The 16,780-nt window shown below is 34.3% G+C and carries 19 protein-coding genes, 1 rRNA gene and 1 pseudogene; 14 read left to right on the top strand and 7 right to left on the bottom strand.

Annotated elements, in window-relative coordinates:
• The first annotated feature begins 1 nt into the window (after position 1).
• The 10 genes and pseudogenes from rrf to cobB all read left to right on the top strand — a co-directional run bounded on the left by rrf (position 2) and on the right by cobB (position 7,164).
• Positions 2 to 117, top strand: a 5S ribosomal RNA gene (gene rrf, locus ACYIAM_RS09830).
• A 144-nt stretch (positions 118 to 261) separates the two neighbouring features.
• Positions 262 to 825: a pseudouridine synthase gene (locus ACYIAM_RS09825; RefSeq protein WP_174796852.1), complete on the top strand. Its 564-nt coding sequence runs from the start codon at positions 262 to 264 to the stop codon at positions 823 to 825.
• A gap of 143 nt (positions 826 to 968) precedes the next feature.
• Positions 969 to 1,892, top strand: a pseudogene (ftsY, locus tag ACYIAM_RS09820) (signal recognition particle-docking protein FtsY); the annotation flags it as partial.
• 9 nt (positions 1,893 to 1,901) lie between these two features.
• Complete coding sequence (gene ftsE, locus ACYIAM_RS09815; RefSeq protein ID WP_174796851.1) at positions 1,902 to 2,561, top strand: cell division ATP-binding protein FtsE; 660 nt, start codon at positions 1,902 to 1,904, stop codon at positions 2,559 to 2,561.
• Positions 2,561 to 3,529, top strand: a complete 969-nt coding sequence (ftsX, locus tag ACYIAM_RS09810; protein ID WP_483748129.1) for a permease-like cell division protein FtsX — start codon at positions 2,561 to 2,563, stop codon at positions 3,527 to 3,529. The genes ftsE and ftsX overlap by 1 nt, the downstream gene beginning before the upstream one ends.
• Positions 3,530 to 3,731: 202 nt before the next feature.
• The gene (gene rpoH, locus ACYIAM_RS09805; RefSeq protein WP_483748128.1) at positions 3,732 to 4,592 is read left to right on the top strand and encodes an RNA polymerase sigma factor RpoH; all 861 of its coding nucleotides are present in this window, start codon (positions 3,732 to 3,734) and stop codon (positions 4,590 to 4,592) included.
• Positions 4,593 to 4,762: 170 nt separating this feature from the next.
• A complete protein-coding gene (locus tag ACYIAM_RS09800) occupies positions 4,763 to 5,341 on the top strand; it encodes a DUF2975 domain-containing protein (protein WP_483748127.1) in 579 nt (192 codons plus the stop codon).
• A 12-nt stretch (positions 5,342 to 5,353) separates the two neighbouring features.
• Entirely contained in the window at positions 5,354 to 5,563 is a 210-nt protein-coding gene (locus tag ACYIAM_RS09795) for a helix-turn-helix domain-containing protein (protein WP_065638399.1), read from the top strand.
• Positions 5,564 to 5,567: 4 nt separating this feature from the next.
• Positions 5,568 to 6,380 (top strand): hypothetical protein, encoded by an 813-nt coding sequence (locus ACYIAM_RS09790; RefSeq protein WP_483748126.1) that lies wholly within the window; start codon positions 5,568 to 5,570, stop codon positions 6,378 to 6,380.
• Between the two features lie 100 nt (positions 6,381 to 6,480).
• Positions 6,481 to 7,164, top strand: a complete 684-nt coding sequence (cobB, locus tag ACYIAM_RS09785) for a Sir2 family NAD+-dependent deacetylase (protein WP_483748125.1) — start codon at positions 6,481 to 6,483, stop codon at positions 7,162 to 7,164.
• 10 nt (positions 7,165 to 7,174) lie between these two features.
• Here the strand turns inward: cobB and mtgA are convergent, their stop codons facing one another.
• On the bottom strand, positions 7,175 to 7,879 hold the full coding sequence (gene mtgA / locus ACYIAM_RS09780) for a monofunctional biosynthetic peptidoglycan transglycosylase (protein WP_483748124.1): 705 nt from the start codon (positions 7,877 to 7,879) through the stop codon (positions 7,175 to 7,177).
• A gap of 51 nt (positions 7,880 to 7,930) precedes the next feature.
• A complete protein-coding gene (gene mobB, locus ACYIAM_RS09775) occupies positions 7,931 to 8,425 on the bottom strand; it encodes a molybdopterin-guanine dinucleotide biosynthesis protein B (RefSeq protein WP_483748123.1) in 495 nt (164 codons plus the stop codon).
• Positions 8,426 to 8,509: 84 nt separating this feature from the next.
• Here mobB and ACYIAM_RS09770 point away from each other — a divergent pair, with 84 nt between their 5' ends.
• Entirely contained in the window at positions 8,510 to 9,538 is a 1,029-nt protein-coding gene (locus ACYIAM_RS09770; protein ID WP_483748122.1) for a threonine aldolase family protein, read from the top strand.
• Positions 9,539 to 9,659: 121 nt separating this feature from the next.
• Here the strand turns inward: ACYIAM_RS09770 and mobA are convergent, their stop codons facing one another.
• Positions 9,660 to 10,244 (bottom strand): molybdenum cofactor guanylyltransferase MobA, encoded by a 585-nt coding sequence (mobA, locus tag ACYIAM_RS09765; RefSeq protein WP_483748121.1) that lies wholly within the window; start codon positions 10,242 to 10,244, stop codon positions 9,660 to 9,662.
• Positions 10,245 to 10,546: 302 nt separating this feature from the next.
• On the opposite strand from mobA, the gene ACYIAM_RS09760 reads away from it, so the two are divergent.
• Both ACYIAM_RS09760 and ACYIAM_RS09755 read left to right on the top strand, forming a co-directional pair.
• Positions 10,547 to 10,816 carry a YihD family protein gene (locus ACYIAM_RS09760; protein WP_065638393.1) on the top strand — a complete coding sequence of 90 codons (270 nt, stop codon included), beginning with the start codon at positions 10,547 to 10,549 and terminating at the stop codon, positions 10,814 to 10,816.
• Between the two features lie 14 nt (positions 10,817 to 10,830).
• On the top strand, positions 10,831 to 11,556 hold the full coding sequence (locus ACYIAM_RS09755; protein WP_174796843.1) for a DsbA family protein: 726 nt from the start codon (positions 10,831 to 10,833) through the stop codon (positions 11,554 to 11,556).
• 99 nt (positions 11,557 to 11,655) lie between these two features.
• Here the strand turns inward: ACYIAM_RS09755 and ACYIAM_RS09750 are convergent, their stop codons facing one another.
• Both ACYIAM_RS09750 and ACYIAM_RS09745 read right to left on the bottom strand, forming a co-directional pair.
• Entirely contained in the window at positions 11,656 to 13,623 is a 1,968-nt protein-coding gene (locus ACYIAM_RS09750; protein ID WP_483748120.1) for a MacB family efflux pump subunit, read from the bottom strand.
• A gap of 1 nt (position 13,624) precedes the next feature.
• A complete protein-coding gene (locus tag ACYIAM_RS09745) occupies positions 13,625 to 14,815 on the bottom strand; it encodes an efflux RND transporter periplasmic adaptor subunit (RefSeq protein ID WP_483748119.1) in 1,191 nt (396 codons plus the stop codon).
• A gap of 270 nt (positions 14,816 to 15,085) precedes the next feature.
• On the opposite strand from ACYIAM_RS09745, the gene ACYIAM_RS09740 reads away from it, so the two are divergent.
• Positions 15,086 to 15,340, top strand: coding sequence for a YfhL family 4Fe-4S dicluster ferredoxin (locus ACYIAM_RS09740; protein ID WP_174796857.1), 255 nt, complete (start codon positions 15,086 to 15,088; stop codon positions 15,338 to 15,340).
• A gap of 1 nt (position 15,341) precedes the next feature.
• Here ACYIAM_RS09740 and ispH read toward each other — a convergent pair whose 3' ends face one another.
• Positions 15,342 to 16,289: a 4-hydroxy-3-methylbut-2-enyl diphosphate reductase gene (ispH, locus tag ACYIAM_RS09735; RefSeq protein WP_174796840.1), complete on the bottom strand. Its 948-nt coding sequence runs from the start codon at positions 16,287 to 16,289 to the stop codon at positions 15,342 to 15,344.
• Between the two features lies 1 nt (position 16,290).
• The gene (lspA, locus tag ACYIAM_RS09730; RefSeq protein WP_174796839.1) at positions 16,291 to 16,761 is read right to left on the bottom strand and encodes a signal peptidase II; all 471 of its coding nucleotides are present in this window, start codon (positions 16,759 to 16,761) and stop codon (positions 16,291 to 16,293) included.
• Positions 16,762 to 16,780: the final 19 nt, after the last annotated feature.

Below are 16,780 nucleotides of genomic sequence, written 5' to 3'. Positions count from 1 at the left end.
GTCTGGCGGTAATAGCGCGGTGGTCCCACCTGACCCCATGCCGAACTCAGAAGTGAAACGCCGTAGTGCCGATGGTAGTGTGGGTATTACCCATGTGAGAGTAGGGGGCCGCCAGACTTTTAAATTTGAGAGAGAGCCCAGCAGTGATGCTGGGCTTTTTTGCTTTTAATTATCTTATCGTGAGTAAATTATCATTTATCTATTTATAATAGTCTTAATCAAAATTAGTTATTGAAGATTATCAGTTAATAAGAGAACAAAATGAGTTCATTAATAGCCTTTAATAAACCGTTTAATGTTACGACTCAATTTTCACCACATGAAAAATATCAGACGTTAAAAGACTTTATAAGCTTACCTAAGTTCTACCCTGCTGGGCGGTTAGATACCGATAGTGAGGGGTTATTATTGTTAACCAGTGACGGTAAATTACAAGCCAAAATCAGTTCACCAAAGTTTAAATTGCCAAAAACTTATTGGGTACAAGTTGAAGGTATTATTAATCAACAGGCTATAGATAGGCTAAGAAATGGTGTGCAATTAAAAGAATTTTATACAAAGCCAGCCATTGTAACCTTTCTTGATGAGCCATTGCAATTGTGGAAAAGAGTTCCTCCTATTAGAGAGCGCAAAACAATACCAACTTCATGGATAAGTATGACAATTTCAGAAGGAAAAAATCGGCAAGTCAGAAGAATGTGTGCGGCTGTCGGTTTTCCTTGTTTACGTCTAGTGCGTGTTCAGATTGGAAGGTATAATCTATTTACTCACCAGTTACCATTAAGTGAATGGCGATTCATCGCTATTCGAGATCTTTATTTATAATCAGTGATATTTACTGATTATGGATCGCGAAATATTTCTTTTATAATCTTTTTAAAAGATCGAATGCATTGGGCTTTATTCTAAAATAAGATACAATGATCTTTAAATGATCATGGGATAAATTATTTATGGTTGAACAAAAAAAAGAAGGGTTTTTCTCCCGTTTAAAAAAAGGTCTTTTTAAAACTAAACAGAATATTGGATCTGGTTTTTTAAGTCTATTTAGAGGAAAAAAGATCGACGATGCTTTATTTGAAGAACTAGAAGAGCAGTTACTTATTGCTGACGTTGGTTTTGATACAACACAAAAGATTATAGATAGCTTAACAAAGCAGGCCTCAAGAAAAGAGCTAAAAGATGCAGATGCTTTACATGTACTTTTAAAACAAGAAATGAAATCTATTTTAGATGGGGTAGATAAACCACTTGATATTAATACTCATAACCCATTTGTTATCTTAATGGTTGGTGTTAATGGTGTAGGTAAAACAACGACAATTGGCAAATTAGCCCGTCAATTTCAGCAACAAGGTAAATCAGTTATGCTGGCTGCTGGCGATACATTTCGTGCTGCCGCTGTTGAACAATTGCAAGTTTGGGGGGAACGTAATCATATCCCTGTTATTGCACAGCATACCAATGCAGATTCAGCATCAGTTATCTTTGATGCAATACAAGCAGCGAAAGCAAAAAAAATAGATATATTAATAGCTGATACAGCAGGTCGTTTACAAAATAAATCTCATTTAATGGATGAGTTGAAAAAAATAGTACGAGTGATTAAGAAGCAAGATGAAACAGCTCCTCATGAAATCATGTTAACCATCGATGCAGGTACCGGTCAAAATGCGATTAGCCAAACAAAACTATTTAATGAAGCGGTTGGCGTAACAGGAATGACATTGACTAAATTAGATGGTACGGCAAAAGGTGGGATTATTTTTAGCATTGCAGATCAGTTTAATATCCCAATTCGTTATATAGGCGTTGGTGAAAAAATTGAAGATTTAAGGCCTTTTGTTGCCAATGATTTTATAAATGCCTTATTTGATGAAGCAGATGAATAGAGAAAGGTCATGATCGAATTTCTGCGTGTAAGTAAAGTTTATTCTGGTGGTAAACCAGCATTACAGAATATAAACTTTACTTTATCATCTGGAGAAATGGCATTTTTAACTGGCCATTCTGGTGCAGGTAAAAGTACTTTAATGCGATTAATTTGTGGTTTAGAGAAAGCCAATGATGGTCAAGTGTTACTAAATGGTATTAATGTTTCAAACCTAAAAAGACACGATATGCCATTTTTACGTCGCACTATTGGTATGGTATTTCAAGATCATCAGCTATTAATGGATCACACTGTCTATGATAATGTTGCTATTCCATTAATTATTTTGGGTAAACCGGTAGAAGAAATACGCAGGCGGGTTTCAGCATCATTGGATAAAGTCGGATTGATAAATAAGATGAAATTTTATCCTATACAGTTATCAGGTGGTGAACAACAACGAGTGGGGATAGCTCGTGCGATTGTTAATCGCCCTAGTGTCTTGCTTGCTGATGAACCGACCGGTAATTTAGACGATAAGCTTTCCAAAGATATCTTAAAGCTTTTTGAAGAGTTTAATCGGTCAGGTGTAACTGTTTTGATGGCAACGCACAATATGGGGCTTATTCGTCGTAAGCATCATAGAATACTGCATTTAAATCAAGGGCGTTTAGAGATAAAAAATTGATGCGTAATACCACTATCAAATCTACTAAATCGAAAGAAACGAAAAGTACTTTTTTGTCCCGTTGGAAAAGGCAAATTAGTTATGCTTGGCGCAATGCCTTTAATGATTTTACTCAACATCTTTTTGCATCATTACTGACTATTTTTGTTATTGCGATTTCTATTACGCTACCAACCATTAGTTATTTACTTTGGAAAAATGCCAATCAGGCTGCACATCAATGGTATCCAACGCCTAATTTAACTGTTTATATCAATAAAGAATTAACTTCGGAGCAAACTACAGAATTGCTGACCAAACTCAAATCTTATCCTAAGGTTGATAGCGTTGATTATCTTTCTCGAGATGAAACAAAAGAGGAATTTAGAACATGGTCTGGATTCAGTAGCGCATTGGATTTATTAGATGAAAATCCACTACCAGCAGTAGCCATTGTTATACCTAAAGAAGAAGCAAAAAAAACAGTTGTATTGCATCGATTACAAGTTGAATTACTTAATATTGATGGCATAGATGATATAAAGTTAGATGATAGCTGGTTTACTCGATTAACTGCACTAACTAATATGGTTAGATCTGTTTTTTGGATTATTTCAATCTTTATGATTATTGCTGTGTCACTTGTAATCGGTAATAGTATTCGCTTAAATATTTTTGCTAGAAAACAAACAATAATTGTTATGCAATTAATTGGTGCAACAGAAGGTTTTATTTTACGTCCTTTTTTATATAGTGGAATTTTTATTGGCTTTGTTAGTTCTGTTGTTTCGTTGGTGTTATCGGAAATATTTATCTTTCAAATAGAATCAATTATATTGAATGTTTCTGATGCTTTTGGGACAATTATTCATATTGAAGGCTTATTGTGGGATGAAAGCTTATTAATTATATTTATTAATATCATTATTGGATGGCTTTCATCGCTTGTTGCGACTAAAAAATATTTAAAAATGACACAAATAACCTAGCTATTTCGACATAACTAATTAGAATGTGTATTAGTTTTAGTAAATGTAGATCCTCGCAACATGTTTTATTAATTTTAAATAAAAAATATGAACTAATTTATAGCTTGAAGGTCTAACTGATAAGTGAACATCAGTTTAATGTTTTTAATTGTTACATCTTATTTATGTGACAAAAACTAGTTAATTTAAGAGGGGGAGTTAAATGGGTACTGATATAAAAATGCAAGTAAGTGCTTTAATTCCACAAGGTAATATTGAATCATATATTCGTATGATTAATACCTATCCAATGCTAACAGCAGAAGAAGAAAAATCATTAGGTGAAAAACTTTATTATCATGACGATGTTGATGCTGCAAGACAATTGATATTATCTCATTTGCGTTTTGTTGCGCATATTGCTCGTGGGTATTCTGGTTATGGTTTACCGCAAGCTGATTTAATTCAAGAAGGTAATATTGGTTTAATGAAAGCTGTGCGCCGTTTTAATCCAGAAATGGGGGTGCGTTTGGTCTCATTTGCTGTGCATTGGATAAAAGCCGAAATTCATGAATACGTATTAAAAAATTGGCGTATTGTTAAAGTGGCCACGACTAAGGCACAAAGAAAGTTATTTTTTAATCTAAGAAAAACCAAACAACGTTTAGGTTGGTTTAATAATACTGAAGTTGATATGGTGGCTAATGAGTTAGGTGTAAGCCGTAAAGATGTACTTGAAATGGAATCACGCATGTCAGCACAAGATATGTCATTTGATATAGATAGTGATGACGATGATAATTCAATTGTTGCACCAGCACTTTACCTAGAAGACAGTAATTCTGATTTTTCAAAATCAATAGAAAATGATAATTGGGAAAATGATGCGACAGATAAGTTACACGATGCATTATTAAAATTGGATGAACGTAGCCAAGATATTATCAAAGCTCGTTGGTTAGACTCAGATGATAGCAAATCTACATTACAAGTTTTAGCTGATAAATATAGTGTTTCAGCTGAACGAATTCGCCAACTCGAAAAAAATGCAATGAAAAAATTACGAGTTGCTATTGAAGCCTAATTTTTTCGTTAATGTTAACTTCCTAAGCCTTACCGATAAAAAAGTAAGGTTTTTTTTGTACTTAAATCTAATAAAACAATAAAAAATTATCGCTTCATTTTAATATTTTATTGTTTTAAATTTTGCTTATGTTATATTGTGTACAGTTTTATAAAAGAAAGGATATAAAGATGAACACAGATATGACTAAAACACATTCTCGATTGAATCAATATTGTCGCTTTATGGCATTATTAACATTAATTCCTATTCTAATTATGTTAATTAGCTCAATATTCCCATTCTTGTATTATTTTTTTGATATGCAAAATATTGGGCTTGAATTTGGAGGGTTTTCTTTTATCCAAAGTGGGATTGATAATGTTGATCCTAAATCGTTATCTGGATGGCAAGCGACTATCGCAACCTTAATCGATACTTCATTAATACTTATTTTAGCTTATGCGTTTTATCAACTTAGATTATTGTTTATTAATTACAGTAAATCAGAGTATTTTTCGGTAAAATCAGCTAACCATTGTTACGTATTTGGCAAATTGCTTGTTTTATGGGGGATTATAAATTTTTTATCTGAACCTTTATTGACAATGCTCTTAACTTATAATCAAGACGCATCAGCACGATACTTTTCTATTTCTTTTTCTAGTGATGATATTATAACGCTATTTTCTGCCATGAGTATTATGCTTATAGGTCAAATATTGAAAAAAGCTTGCCAACTAGCTGAAGAAAATAAACAATTTATTTAAAAGGAGCCATATGTGCCAATTATAATAAATTTAGACGTAATGCTAGCAAAACGTAAAATCAAATCCAAAGACTTAGCGGCGGCGATAGGTATTACAGAACAAAATTTATCATTACTTAAGCAAGGTAAAGTAAAAGGATTTAGACTTGCAACACTCGAGGCAATCTGCAAACATCTAGATTGCCAACCAGGTGATATATTAGAATATACAGATAAAGAGTAGATTAATGAAGGCAATAAAATCACAGTTATGGCTTGCAACTACTATTTATTTTATACTCTCCCTTCCCTGCTTTGCTTATCCAAAAGTGATTCATGTTTTGGTGGCACTTTGTGATAACAAATATCAAAAGATTGCACCTGTTCCTAAAGCTATAGGTAATGGTCAAGATCCAAAAAATAATCTTTATTGGGGCGCAGCCTACGGTTTTAAGACCTATTTTGCAAAGCAAAAAGAATGGCAGGTTATTCAAATTAATAAACCAAGCAAAGGTAAAATATTAGAAGAAATAATTTATAAACATCAACATCAAGATGTCTATATCGTAGCGCAAGCATATGATGGCAAATATATAGATGATACTGTTGATGATTTTCTAACCTATTCGGCAGGTAAAAAAAATCAATTGTATTTGCTTGGTGATAAAAAGATTATTGCTGGAGGAAAGGCTGACTTAGTTATTTATATTGGTCATGATTCATTAATGGAGTGGTCATGGCGTAAATATTTACCCGATAGCTGGCGCTGGGATACATTATCAAAAGAACAACAAGAAAAACAAAAATCACGTTATGCGGCGGTATTTGCTTGCAAAAGCCAACAATATTTTACACCACCACTATCTCGTTTAGGCATCACGCCTTTGATTTTGACTATGCATCGAATGGCACCAGAAGCGTATAGTGTTTATGCGATGATTGATAGTTGGTTGAAAGGTGAATCTAAAGAAGCTATCCGACTGAAAGTGGCAACTGCTTACAGCCAATATCAAAGACTAAATAAACCAGCATTACAGATGTTTACTACTGAATACAAGTAATAATTTTATTCACTTTTTTTAAAAAAAGTAATTACTATGGTTGATGTTTAACTTATAACAAAATAATTTAATAGCAAAGGAAAAGGTGTATATATCCATTATGAAAATACCTAAAATTGTCATTTTAACAGGTGCTGGTATTTCAGCAGAGTCGGGGCTATCAACATTCCGTGCGCAAGATGGGTTGTGGGAAGGCTATAATGTTGATGATGTTGCCACTTATGAAGGGTATATTCGAGATCCTATAGCGGTTCATCAATTTTATAATATGTTGCGCCATAAATTACAAGATGCCAATGTTAAACCAAATGCAGCACATCTTGCTTTAGCTGAGTTAGAAAGAAAGTTAGGCTCAGAAAATGTATTAATTGTGACACAAAATGTGGATAATTTACATGAACAAGCTGGATCTAAAAATATTATTCACATGCATGGGGAATTATTAAAAGTCCGTCATGAAAAAACAGGGCAAATTATTGAGTGCGATAAAGATGTGGATTATAAACAAAATCCATTCATTCGCCCGCATATTGTTTGGTTTGGAGAGATCCCACTACAGATGGATGAAATCTATGATGCACTTTCGCAAGCTGATTATTTTATTGCAATTGGTACATCAGGTAATGTTTATCCTGCTGCCGGTTTTGTGCAAGAGGCCAATTTATCTGGTGCTGAAACGATTGAACTTAATCTAGAACCTAGTCTTAAGCAAAGTTTATTCCAAACAAAAATTTATGGTCCAGCAAGTAAAATTGTGCCTGAATTTATCCAAAAATTTATTTAGGAATAGGTGGCTACTTTAGTTTTTTGAGATAATTATTCATGCCTAAATTGCGCATTTGGGCATGAATCCATTTTGCTCTTTTTTGGACTCTCTCGCTTGGTGTTATTGGGCTCCAACGTCTTGGATTAGGTAATACTGCTGCAAGTAAGCTTGCTTGTTGTGATGTTAACTGGCTAGCACTGACATTAAAATAGTGCTGAGATGCGGCTTCAATGCCAAAAATACCTTCTCCCCATTCTGCACAATTTAAATAGAGTTCCAGTATACGTTCTTTTGACCAAAATAACTCTATCCATAATGTAAACCAAGACTCAATTCCTTTACGAATCCAACTGCGAGATGGCCATAAAAAGATATTTTTAGCCACTTGCTGAGTGATTGTGCTAGCGCCTTTAATCTTTTTGCTATTTTGATTATGGTCTAGCGCTAGGCGAATGGCTTTAAAATCAAATCCCCAATGGGCAGGAAAATTCTGATCTTCTGACGCTATTACTGCAATTTTTATATTATCTGAAATTTTATCTAGATCTTTCCAGATTCGTTGTTGTGGTGTGTTCCAATGCATTATCTTGCGCTCTATCATTAACATAGAACCGAATGGAGGATTTACCCAGCGCATAACTAAGGTGGAAAAGATAGATAGCAACATGAGTCCAATTATTCCTTTTTTGGTAATGATTAAAATGCGTTTTAATTTTTTTAATACAGGAATCATGTAAATTTTATAGGCTATAAAGTAAAAAATTGGTAAATAAGATACGCTATATTATTGTTTAAATAAATAACTTTTTATAAACTCAACAAGTTGAAGTGGTTGATTGATATCAAATACTAGTAAAGAAGTAGTTAACGGTTCATCACTCGCAACCGCTATTGTAAACTCGTCAATATAGAGTGCTTTTTTATCTGCTTTACGGTGGCAAATAATTTTAGGGATTTTTTCGTGTTTAAATCCTTCTACCAGTATTATATCAATATCATTAAATTGATTAATGAGTGTGATTAAATCGGTTGGCTTATCTGGTGTTTCATGAAAAACTGCATATCGCTTATCACAAGCAACAATTGTTTGTAACGATCCAGCCTTACGTAATTCATAACTATCTTTACCTGAAATATCGACTTCAATATCGTGATGAGCGTGTTTTATTGAGCCGACTTTAAAATTTTGTTCAACAAGTAATGGAATAATCTTTTTCAGCAATGTTGTTTTACCGCTGCCACTATAGCCACTAATGCCGATAATTTTTTGTTTGTTCATAGAACCCATCTTTTAAAAGTGTTATATTCATGTGTAATTAATATTACATCATTTTATACAAAGCTAAACGATAAAGGTAATCATATGTATGATTTTTTGAATGATTATAATCAGACTATTCATCCTACATTGCTCAAAAGTGTTATTGATATTACTGATAAGAAGTTCAGTGGGTATGGTTTAGATCAATATTGTAACCAGGCAAGAGAAAACATAAAAATACAGTTACAGTCGCCTAATGCTGATATTCATTTTATGCCGGGGGGGACGATTACCAATTTAGTGGTCATTTCACATATCTTAAGACCTTATCAGGCGGTGATTGCGGCTGATACTGGACACGTCAATGTGCATGAAACTGGGGCTATCGAGGCAACTGGGCATAAAGTGTTAACAGTACGAACAGAAGATGGAAAGCTAACGCCAGAACTGATTAAGCCCGTTTTAGCTGATCATTGTGATGAACATATGGTGCAACCAAAGCTTGTATATATCTCAAACACCACAGAACTTGGCACTATATATACCAAGCAGGAGATCAAAAAATTATATCAATTTTGTCAAAAAAATGACCTTTATCTTTATTTAGATGGAGCGCGTTTAGCTATGGCTTTAGCGGCGAAGGATAATGATATATCTTTTCCTGACTTAGCAAAATACACAGATGTATTTTATATCGGTGGTACTAAAGTTGGTGCTTTGGCTGGTGAAGCGGTGGTATTTAATAACCTTTCTATTAATCAAGATTTTCGTTTCAGTATGAAGCAAAAAGGTGCAATATTCGCGAAAAGTTGGATTGTGGCAGCACAAATGAATGCGCTAATGCAAAATAACCTTTATTTTGAGTTAGGCAAGCATAGTAATCAGATGGCTGATAAATTAAAAACGATATTTGAGAAAGCAGGATTAACCTTTGTAGCCAAACCTCAGAGCAATCAATTATTTGTTAATTTTCCTAATCTATTGGCTGAAAAAATTCTCGCTCATTACGCTGTTGATAACCTAGGCCAAACTGACTCTCACTATATTGGCTTGCGTTTTTGTACTTCATGGTCTACTCAAAATGATGAGATAGAATCGTTTGCTGAGCAATTTAAAACATGGTTAGCTTAACATGTTGATAAGTATTAAACGTTGACAGGAATGAGTGATCGTTGATCACTGTTCCAGTGAAATTATCTATTGATAAGTTATTTTTATATCGGTTATACATTTATCTTATTTATATTTTGGGCTATTTTGTCAGCTGGTTTGCTTGTTTTAGTTCTTCAGGCGTATTGATATTAATAAAACAAGACGCCTGATCATTAAAGTCGACCGATTTTGTAGCGATTTGTTCTAAAAATAACATTAACTTACGATTACCCTGTTCTAAATAACTTCTAAGTTGTTGAATAACGCTCTTGTGAATAAGTAGAATGGTTGGGTGATGATATTTACCATCAATAGGATAAATTGCTTTATGGGTTAAGGTATGCACAGCTAAACGTGCGATTAAATCATTCGGTAAAAAGGGAGTATCACAACTAACAAATAAATTCCAATCAGTTGTACTATATAATAACCCACTGTAAATACCTGATAATGGACCAAAGTACCCCGTTAAAACATCGCTAAACACTGGATATCCAGCTGATTGATATTGGTTAACATTATTATTACAATTAATCATGATTGAATCAGTTTGATGTTTTATGCGGTCAATGACATGCTGATACAGCGGTTTTTGATTTAATAACAATAAACCTTTATCATCACCATTCATGCGAGTGCTTTTTCCCCCTGCTAAAATGATTGCAGTAATAGACAGTTTTTCCATAAATTATTTCTCTTTTACATTGCGAAAAAACAAAATAACATTACTATATAGCAAAGTTATTTTAAATTGCAGCATACACATTTTAAACAGATTGACTCAACTATTATTGAAACTGAGTATATACCAGTCTCTTTTTAAGGTGTAGTTTAATCAATTAAATATTATTATGGTGTCGATTTTTAGGTTGGCAATAATGGGTATGCGAGTTATTGCCTTATGTTTTGGAATAATTTATTTAGATATATGTAAATAAGATTTTATATCATCTTCAATTAATTTGAGGATTAAAAAAGGTATTAATTATGAAATGTCACCGTATTGATGAGGTAATGGAATTATTACAGCCCGCATGGGAAAGTGATTCTGATCTTAACTTATTACAATTTTTGGCTAAATTAGGTCAAGAGGCTGGTTTTGAAGGTGAATTAAAAGACTTAAGTGACGAAGTTTTAATTTATCATTTAAAAATGCGAGGTTCAGATAAAAATGAGGCTATTCCTGGCCTAAAAAAAGATTATGAAGAAGATTTTAAATCCGCATTGTTAAAAGCTCGTGGGATTATAAAAGAATAAGGAGAATCATTAAAATGAAAAAAACACTTATTGCAATTAGTATTTTGCTTTCTTCTGTAAACTGTTTTGCAAATGAAAGTCCAACTATTACTAAAACTAACACACCACAAACAGCGGCTGCGAATGTACTTGATCCGATTGAATTAGGCAAACAATATGCTGCACTGCCAACTAATCCATCACCCGATAAAGAAGTTATTGAGTTCTTTTCGTTTAATTGCCCAAGCTGTTTTAGATTTGAAATTCAAAATAATGGATCACAAACTATTGGTAAAGCTTTACCAGAAGGATTTAAGTTTAAACGCTACCATTTAGAGGATTTTGGACCATTAGCTAAAGAGCTTGCGCAAGCATGGGCTGTGGCTAATGTACTTGGTATTCAAGATAAAGCATCAGATGCACTTTATAATGCAGTGCAAAAAGATAAAACAATAAAAACTGCTGATGATATTAAAATGGTTTTTGAAAAATTAGGTATCAGTGGCGAAGTATATGATAAAACGAAAGACGGTTTTTTAGTTAAAGCGTTTATGGCACAACAAACTGATGCGATTAAAGAGATGAAACCAGAGTCTATTCCTACTGTTATTGTCAATCGTAAGTTTTATATCATATCAAATCAGCTTAATATCACCAGTGATGAGGATTATATTAATGATTATGCTAGAGTCACTGCATTTGTTGCTGGGTTAGATCCTAATGCAAAAATAAAAGAAAAATCTCATTCTGATAAAAAATAAATGATTATCAAGTTTAAAGAAGCAACTTGCATAAATTAACTTTTAAATCCCTTTGCAGCATTATTTTGTGCAAAGGGATTTTTTATTATAGTAAGATGATTATTCTCGCTCTAAAGCATAAATAGGATCGAGTTTTGCTGCACGTTTTGCTGGAAAGTAACCAAAGATAATGCCAATTATGCTTGAGCAGCTGAATGCCGCAACAATGGCGATAATGGAAAAACTCATAGCAAATGATGTAACAAAAGCGTTAAAGATAAATCCAATAGCAAACGAAAGTAAAATACCTATTGTGCCACCCGTTAAACAAACTAATACGGCTTCAATTAAAAATTGTTGTAATATGTCGCTTGAACGCGCACCAACGGCCATACGTACGCCAATTTCTCGCGTTCTTTCTGTGACCGATACTAGCATAATATTCATCACGCCAATGCCACCAACAATAAGTGAAATGAGTGCAATAGCCGAAACCAAGAGTGTCATTACCCAAGCTGATGAGTTAATGGTTTCTCGTATATTATCTGAGTTAAAGATAAAAAAATCTTTTGTGCCATGTCGTTTTAACATAATTTGATTGATCGCTTGTTCTGCAATTGATAAATCGACATTATCTTTAACGCGTACCGTGATGCTTTTTAACGAAGTTTGACCCATCATACGATTAATCACAGTGGTATAAGGTAACCAAATATTCAAGCTTTCATTACTACCAAATCCTTGTTGTTGTTTAGTTGCAACGCCAATGATTCTTACGGGTAGCTGGCCGGCTATTAAAATTTTTCCAATAGGGTTTTGATCTGCAAATAGTCGCTTAACGGTATTTTCATCAATTACCGCATCTTGTGCTGAAGTAATAATACTTGTTTCATCAAACGATTTTCCTTGAGAAATAGTATAACCGCGAACTGCAAAGAATTGCTCTCCAACACCATTTACGGTTCCTGTTACAGCTAAGTTGTTAATTCGAAAATAAACACCCGTTGATAGGTTTGGCGTGGTGCTGTGAACAAAACTTTGTTGAGCTAAAAAATCGGCATCAGATGAGCGTAGTGTCGTGATTTTATCTGCATTGCGATCACCAAAGCCTGAACCTGCATAGATTTCAAGTGTGCTTGTTCCCAACGAATTAATATTAGATAAAATTTTCTGTTTTGTGCCTTGTCCTAATGCAACGACTGATACTACAGAAGCAATACCAATAATGATACCTAACATTGTTAAGACAGTACGTAATCGCTGTGAAAGCATCGACAACATAGCCATCTTAAAAGCATCACGAAAACGATAATATTTTGCCAAGAAGTTATCTTGGGTTTTAGTCGCTTCGATTTGCTTAATTTCACGATTATCACCTTGTTCAGATTGGTATTTGGGATTAATTGAATCAGAAATAATATTACCGTCACTAATTTCAATTATTCGCTGGGCATTTTGGGCAATATTTGCATCGTGTGTGACAATAATAACTGTGTGGCCTTGTTGGTGTAACTCTTGCAATATTGCCATCACTTCTAAGCCACTTTTGCGATCGAGGGCTCCGGTTGGTTCATCAGCTAAAATGATTTGTCCACCATTAATTAAAGCTCGGCCAATACTGACACGTTGTTGTTGTCCTCCTGATAACTGACTAGGTTTATTATGTATTTTATCGGCAAGTCCTAAACGTGTTAAAATTTCGTCCGCTCTTTTTTGCCGTTGTTCACTGGTCACGCCAGCATAAATGGCTGGAATTTCAACATTTCCTTGTGCTGTTAGTGCATTTAACAAATGATAACGTTGAAAAATAAAACCAAAATGCTCACGACGTAATTGGGCGAGCTCATCAAGTGACAATTTACTTGTTGCCCGTCCGCCAATGGAGTAAGTGCCAGTGGTTGGTTTATCTAGGCAGCCTAATATATTCATCAAAGTGGATTTACCAGACCCAGATGCTCCAATAATCGCCACCATTTCACCAGCATTAATTGTCAGATTTATGCCTTTAAGAACTTGTATGGTTGAATCACCTGCTGGAAATTCACGAACAATATTTTCAAGCTTGATAAGAGATATATTATTTGCCATATTAGAATCGAATCCTTGGGGATCTTGTATTATTACCTATTGACGCTCCATTAGTACTACTTACTACAACAATATCACCCTCTTTAATACCCGATTTTATTTCAACATTGACATTATTATCGATACCTAAAATAACTTCGTGTTCTTCAATTTCTTTACTTTTATTTAATAGATAAACAATGGCTTTATTATTGCCTAATTTTTTTTGGATTGCTTGAGAAGGAATGGTTAATACATCTTTTGCTTCAGACAAGACAATATAAACTTGTGCTGTCATTGAAATTCTTAAAATATGATCAGGATTATCCACATCAAATAATCCATTGTAATAAATCGCGCTTTTTGTTGATGAGGATGAGCCTGACAAGGTTGTCTCGGTATTAATTGAATCTGGTGCCGGCTCTATCGCACGTAGTGTTAAACCCTCAAAACGTCTATTCGGTTGTCCTAAAATGGTAAAATAAACTGGCATTCCTTTTTTAACATTGACCACATCGGCTTCAGAAATTTGCGCTTCAATAGTCATTTTATCCAGCTGAGCTACTTTAACAATGGTTGGTGCACTTTGGACGGAATTAACGGTTTGTCCTTCATCGACAGGAATGGCGACAATCACACCATCAATTGGCGAGCGAATTTTAGTATATCCTAAGTTAACTTTCGCTGTATCAACTGCAACTTGCGCCTTAACAATATCGGCATTAAGCGCAGCAATATCGGCTTTGATAGCATCAAGTTCGGCTTTTGCTGCATCCAAATCTGATTGAACACCCACCCCTTTACTGACCAGTTTGTGCTGACGATTATAAGTTAACTGATAGTTAATTAGTCTTGCTTGTTTGGCTTCTCGTTGTGCTTCTAAACTATTAAGTGAAGCTTCTGATTGTTTTAAATCATTGCTTTGTTTAAGATCGTCAATTTCGGCGATCATATCGCCTTGTTTAACTTCATCACCCAACTCAACGTAGAGTTTTTTAATTTGACCAGAAACTTGCGCGCCAACACTAACCTGCTTAAAAGCACTAATTGTACCATCAGCAAGAACCGTTTTTTCAATCTGACCTTTGGTCACAGGCGAGGTAATATAATTAACGGTAGGTTGTGAATGAGATGTGATTAAATATGCAATATAAATAATTGCTAAGAAGATAATAGCTATAACTATATATTTAATTTTAATAAACTTTAACAATCCTTTTCATCCTTTAATTTAGTTATTATTTTATTTACATTTTATCGTAATAAACAAAAATGAAATTGATAACTATTCTTAATAAATTGTAATAATTATGAAAATTATCTTATACAAATTTTCCATTTTATATTAAAACGCATAGTTTTCTGAAAGTTTTTTACAGTAATTGCACATCTCAATAAGTGATAATATGATCTTTATTCGGATTTATTGGCAATTGCGCTATAATGGCGCAAATTTTTGGCAGTATCTAAAGATAGAAGAGTAATGGCGTTAAAAATAACCAATAAATGTATTAATTGTGACATGTGTGAGCCTGAGTGCCCAAACGAGGCTATCTCTATGGGCTTTGATACTTATGAAATCGATCCTAATAAATGTACCGAATGTGTGGGTTATTACGATCACTCAACTTGCCAGCGGGTTTGTCCTATTCAAAATGCAATTATTGCCGACCCTGAACATGTTGAAACTCAAGAAGCGTTATTAGCAAAATTTCAGGGACTGAAAGCTTCTTCTTAAATTAGATTGGCTTATTATCAATCCGAAGCTCTTTGGGAATTTCAAAGGTGATATTTTCTAAAATGCCATCTGTTTCAATGAGTGATGTACAACCGAGGCTTTTTAAATGATCAATCACTTGCTGTACTAAAATATCAGGAGCAGAAGCGCCGGCTGTCACGCCGATTGTCTGTGCATTTATCAACCATTCTTTGCGGATGTCAGAAGCAAAATCAATTAAATAAGCCTGTTTACTGTTTCGTCTTGCCAGTTCGGCTAGGCGATTGGAATTAGACGAATTTTTAGAACCAACGACAAAGACGATATCGGCACGTGATGATAGCTGTTTAACGGCTTGCTGGCGATTGGTTGTCGCATAGCAAATATCATTTTTGCGAGGGCTGCGAATATTAGGGAAACGTTTTTTTAAAGCAGTAATGATTTCGGCTGTATCATCAACCGATAACGTTGTTTGAGTGGTAAAGCAAAGGTTATTTTCGTTTTTTACCTGTAGCTTTTGTACATCATCAATCGATTCGATTAAATAGATGCCACCTTCGGGATTGCTATATTGTCCCATTGTACCATCTACTTCGATGTGACCTGCATGACCAATTAAAATGACTTCTTCGCCACGATAGCTTGATCGAGCAACTTCCATATGTACTTTGGTTACAAGTGGACAAGTCGCATCAAAAACGCGGAGTTTACGTTGTTTGGCTTCCTCGCGGATCGCTTTAGACACACCATGTGCCGAAAATATAAGAATGGTGTTGTCGGGTACTTCGCTAATATCTTCAATAAAAATCGCCCCTAACTCTTTTAGACGATTAACAACATAGCGATTATGTACAACCTCGTGGCGCACATAAACTGGTGCGCCAAATAATTCAAGTGCACGTTCAACGATGGTGATAGCACGATCAACACCAGCACAAAAACCGCGAGGATTAGCTAAAATAATTTGCATACTATACAGTTTTCTTCGGTTTTTTATAATTACAGATGATAAATAATCCAATACCTATGCAGATTGCACAGTCTGCGATATTAAAGGTTGGATAGTGCCAATCACCAAAATTGACATCAAGAAAGTCGACAACAAAACCATGATAAAGGCGATCAAATAAATTACCTAATGCACCACCTAAAATTAGTGATAATGAAAAATTTTCTAATTTTTGCTGACGAGTATTGCGGTATAACATATGCAAAATCACGGCACTGATAATCAAGGCGATAGCGGCAAGCATCGTACGTTGACCTTCAAGAATGCTAAAGGCAGCGCCAATATTGCGTACATAAGTAATTGAGAAGAAGGGTAATAGGTTCACTGATTCAAATAGCGAGAAGTTATTTAAAATCCAAAATTTACTTGCGATATCAATGATAAAAACAATGATTGCAAATAATAACCAGTAAAGTCCGTTATCTTTTTTCATATAAGTCTGTGCTCATTAT

It is taken from the genome of Gilliamella sp. X-60 (genome assembly GCF_057063585.1).
Note: the sequence above shows the minus strand (reverse complement) of the source record. Positions and strands in the feature narration are given on the sequence as shown.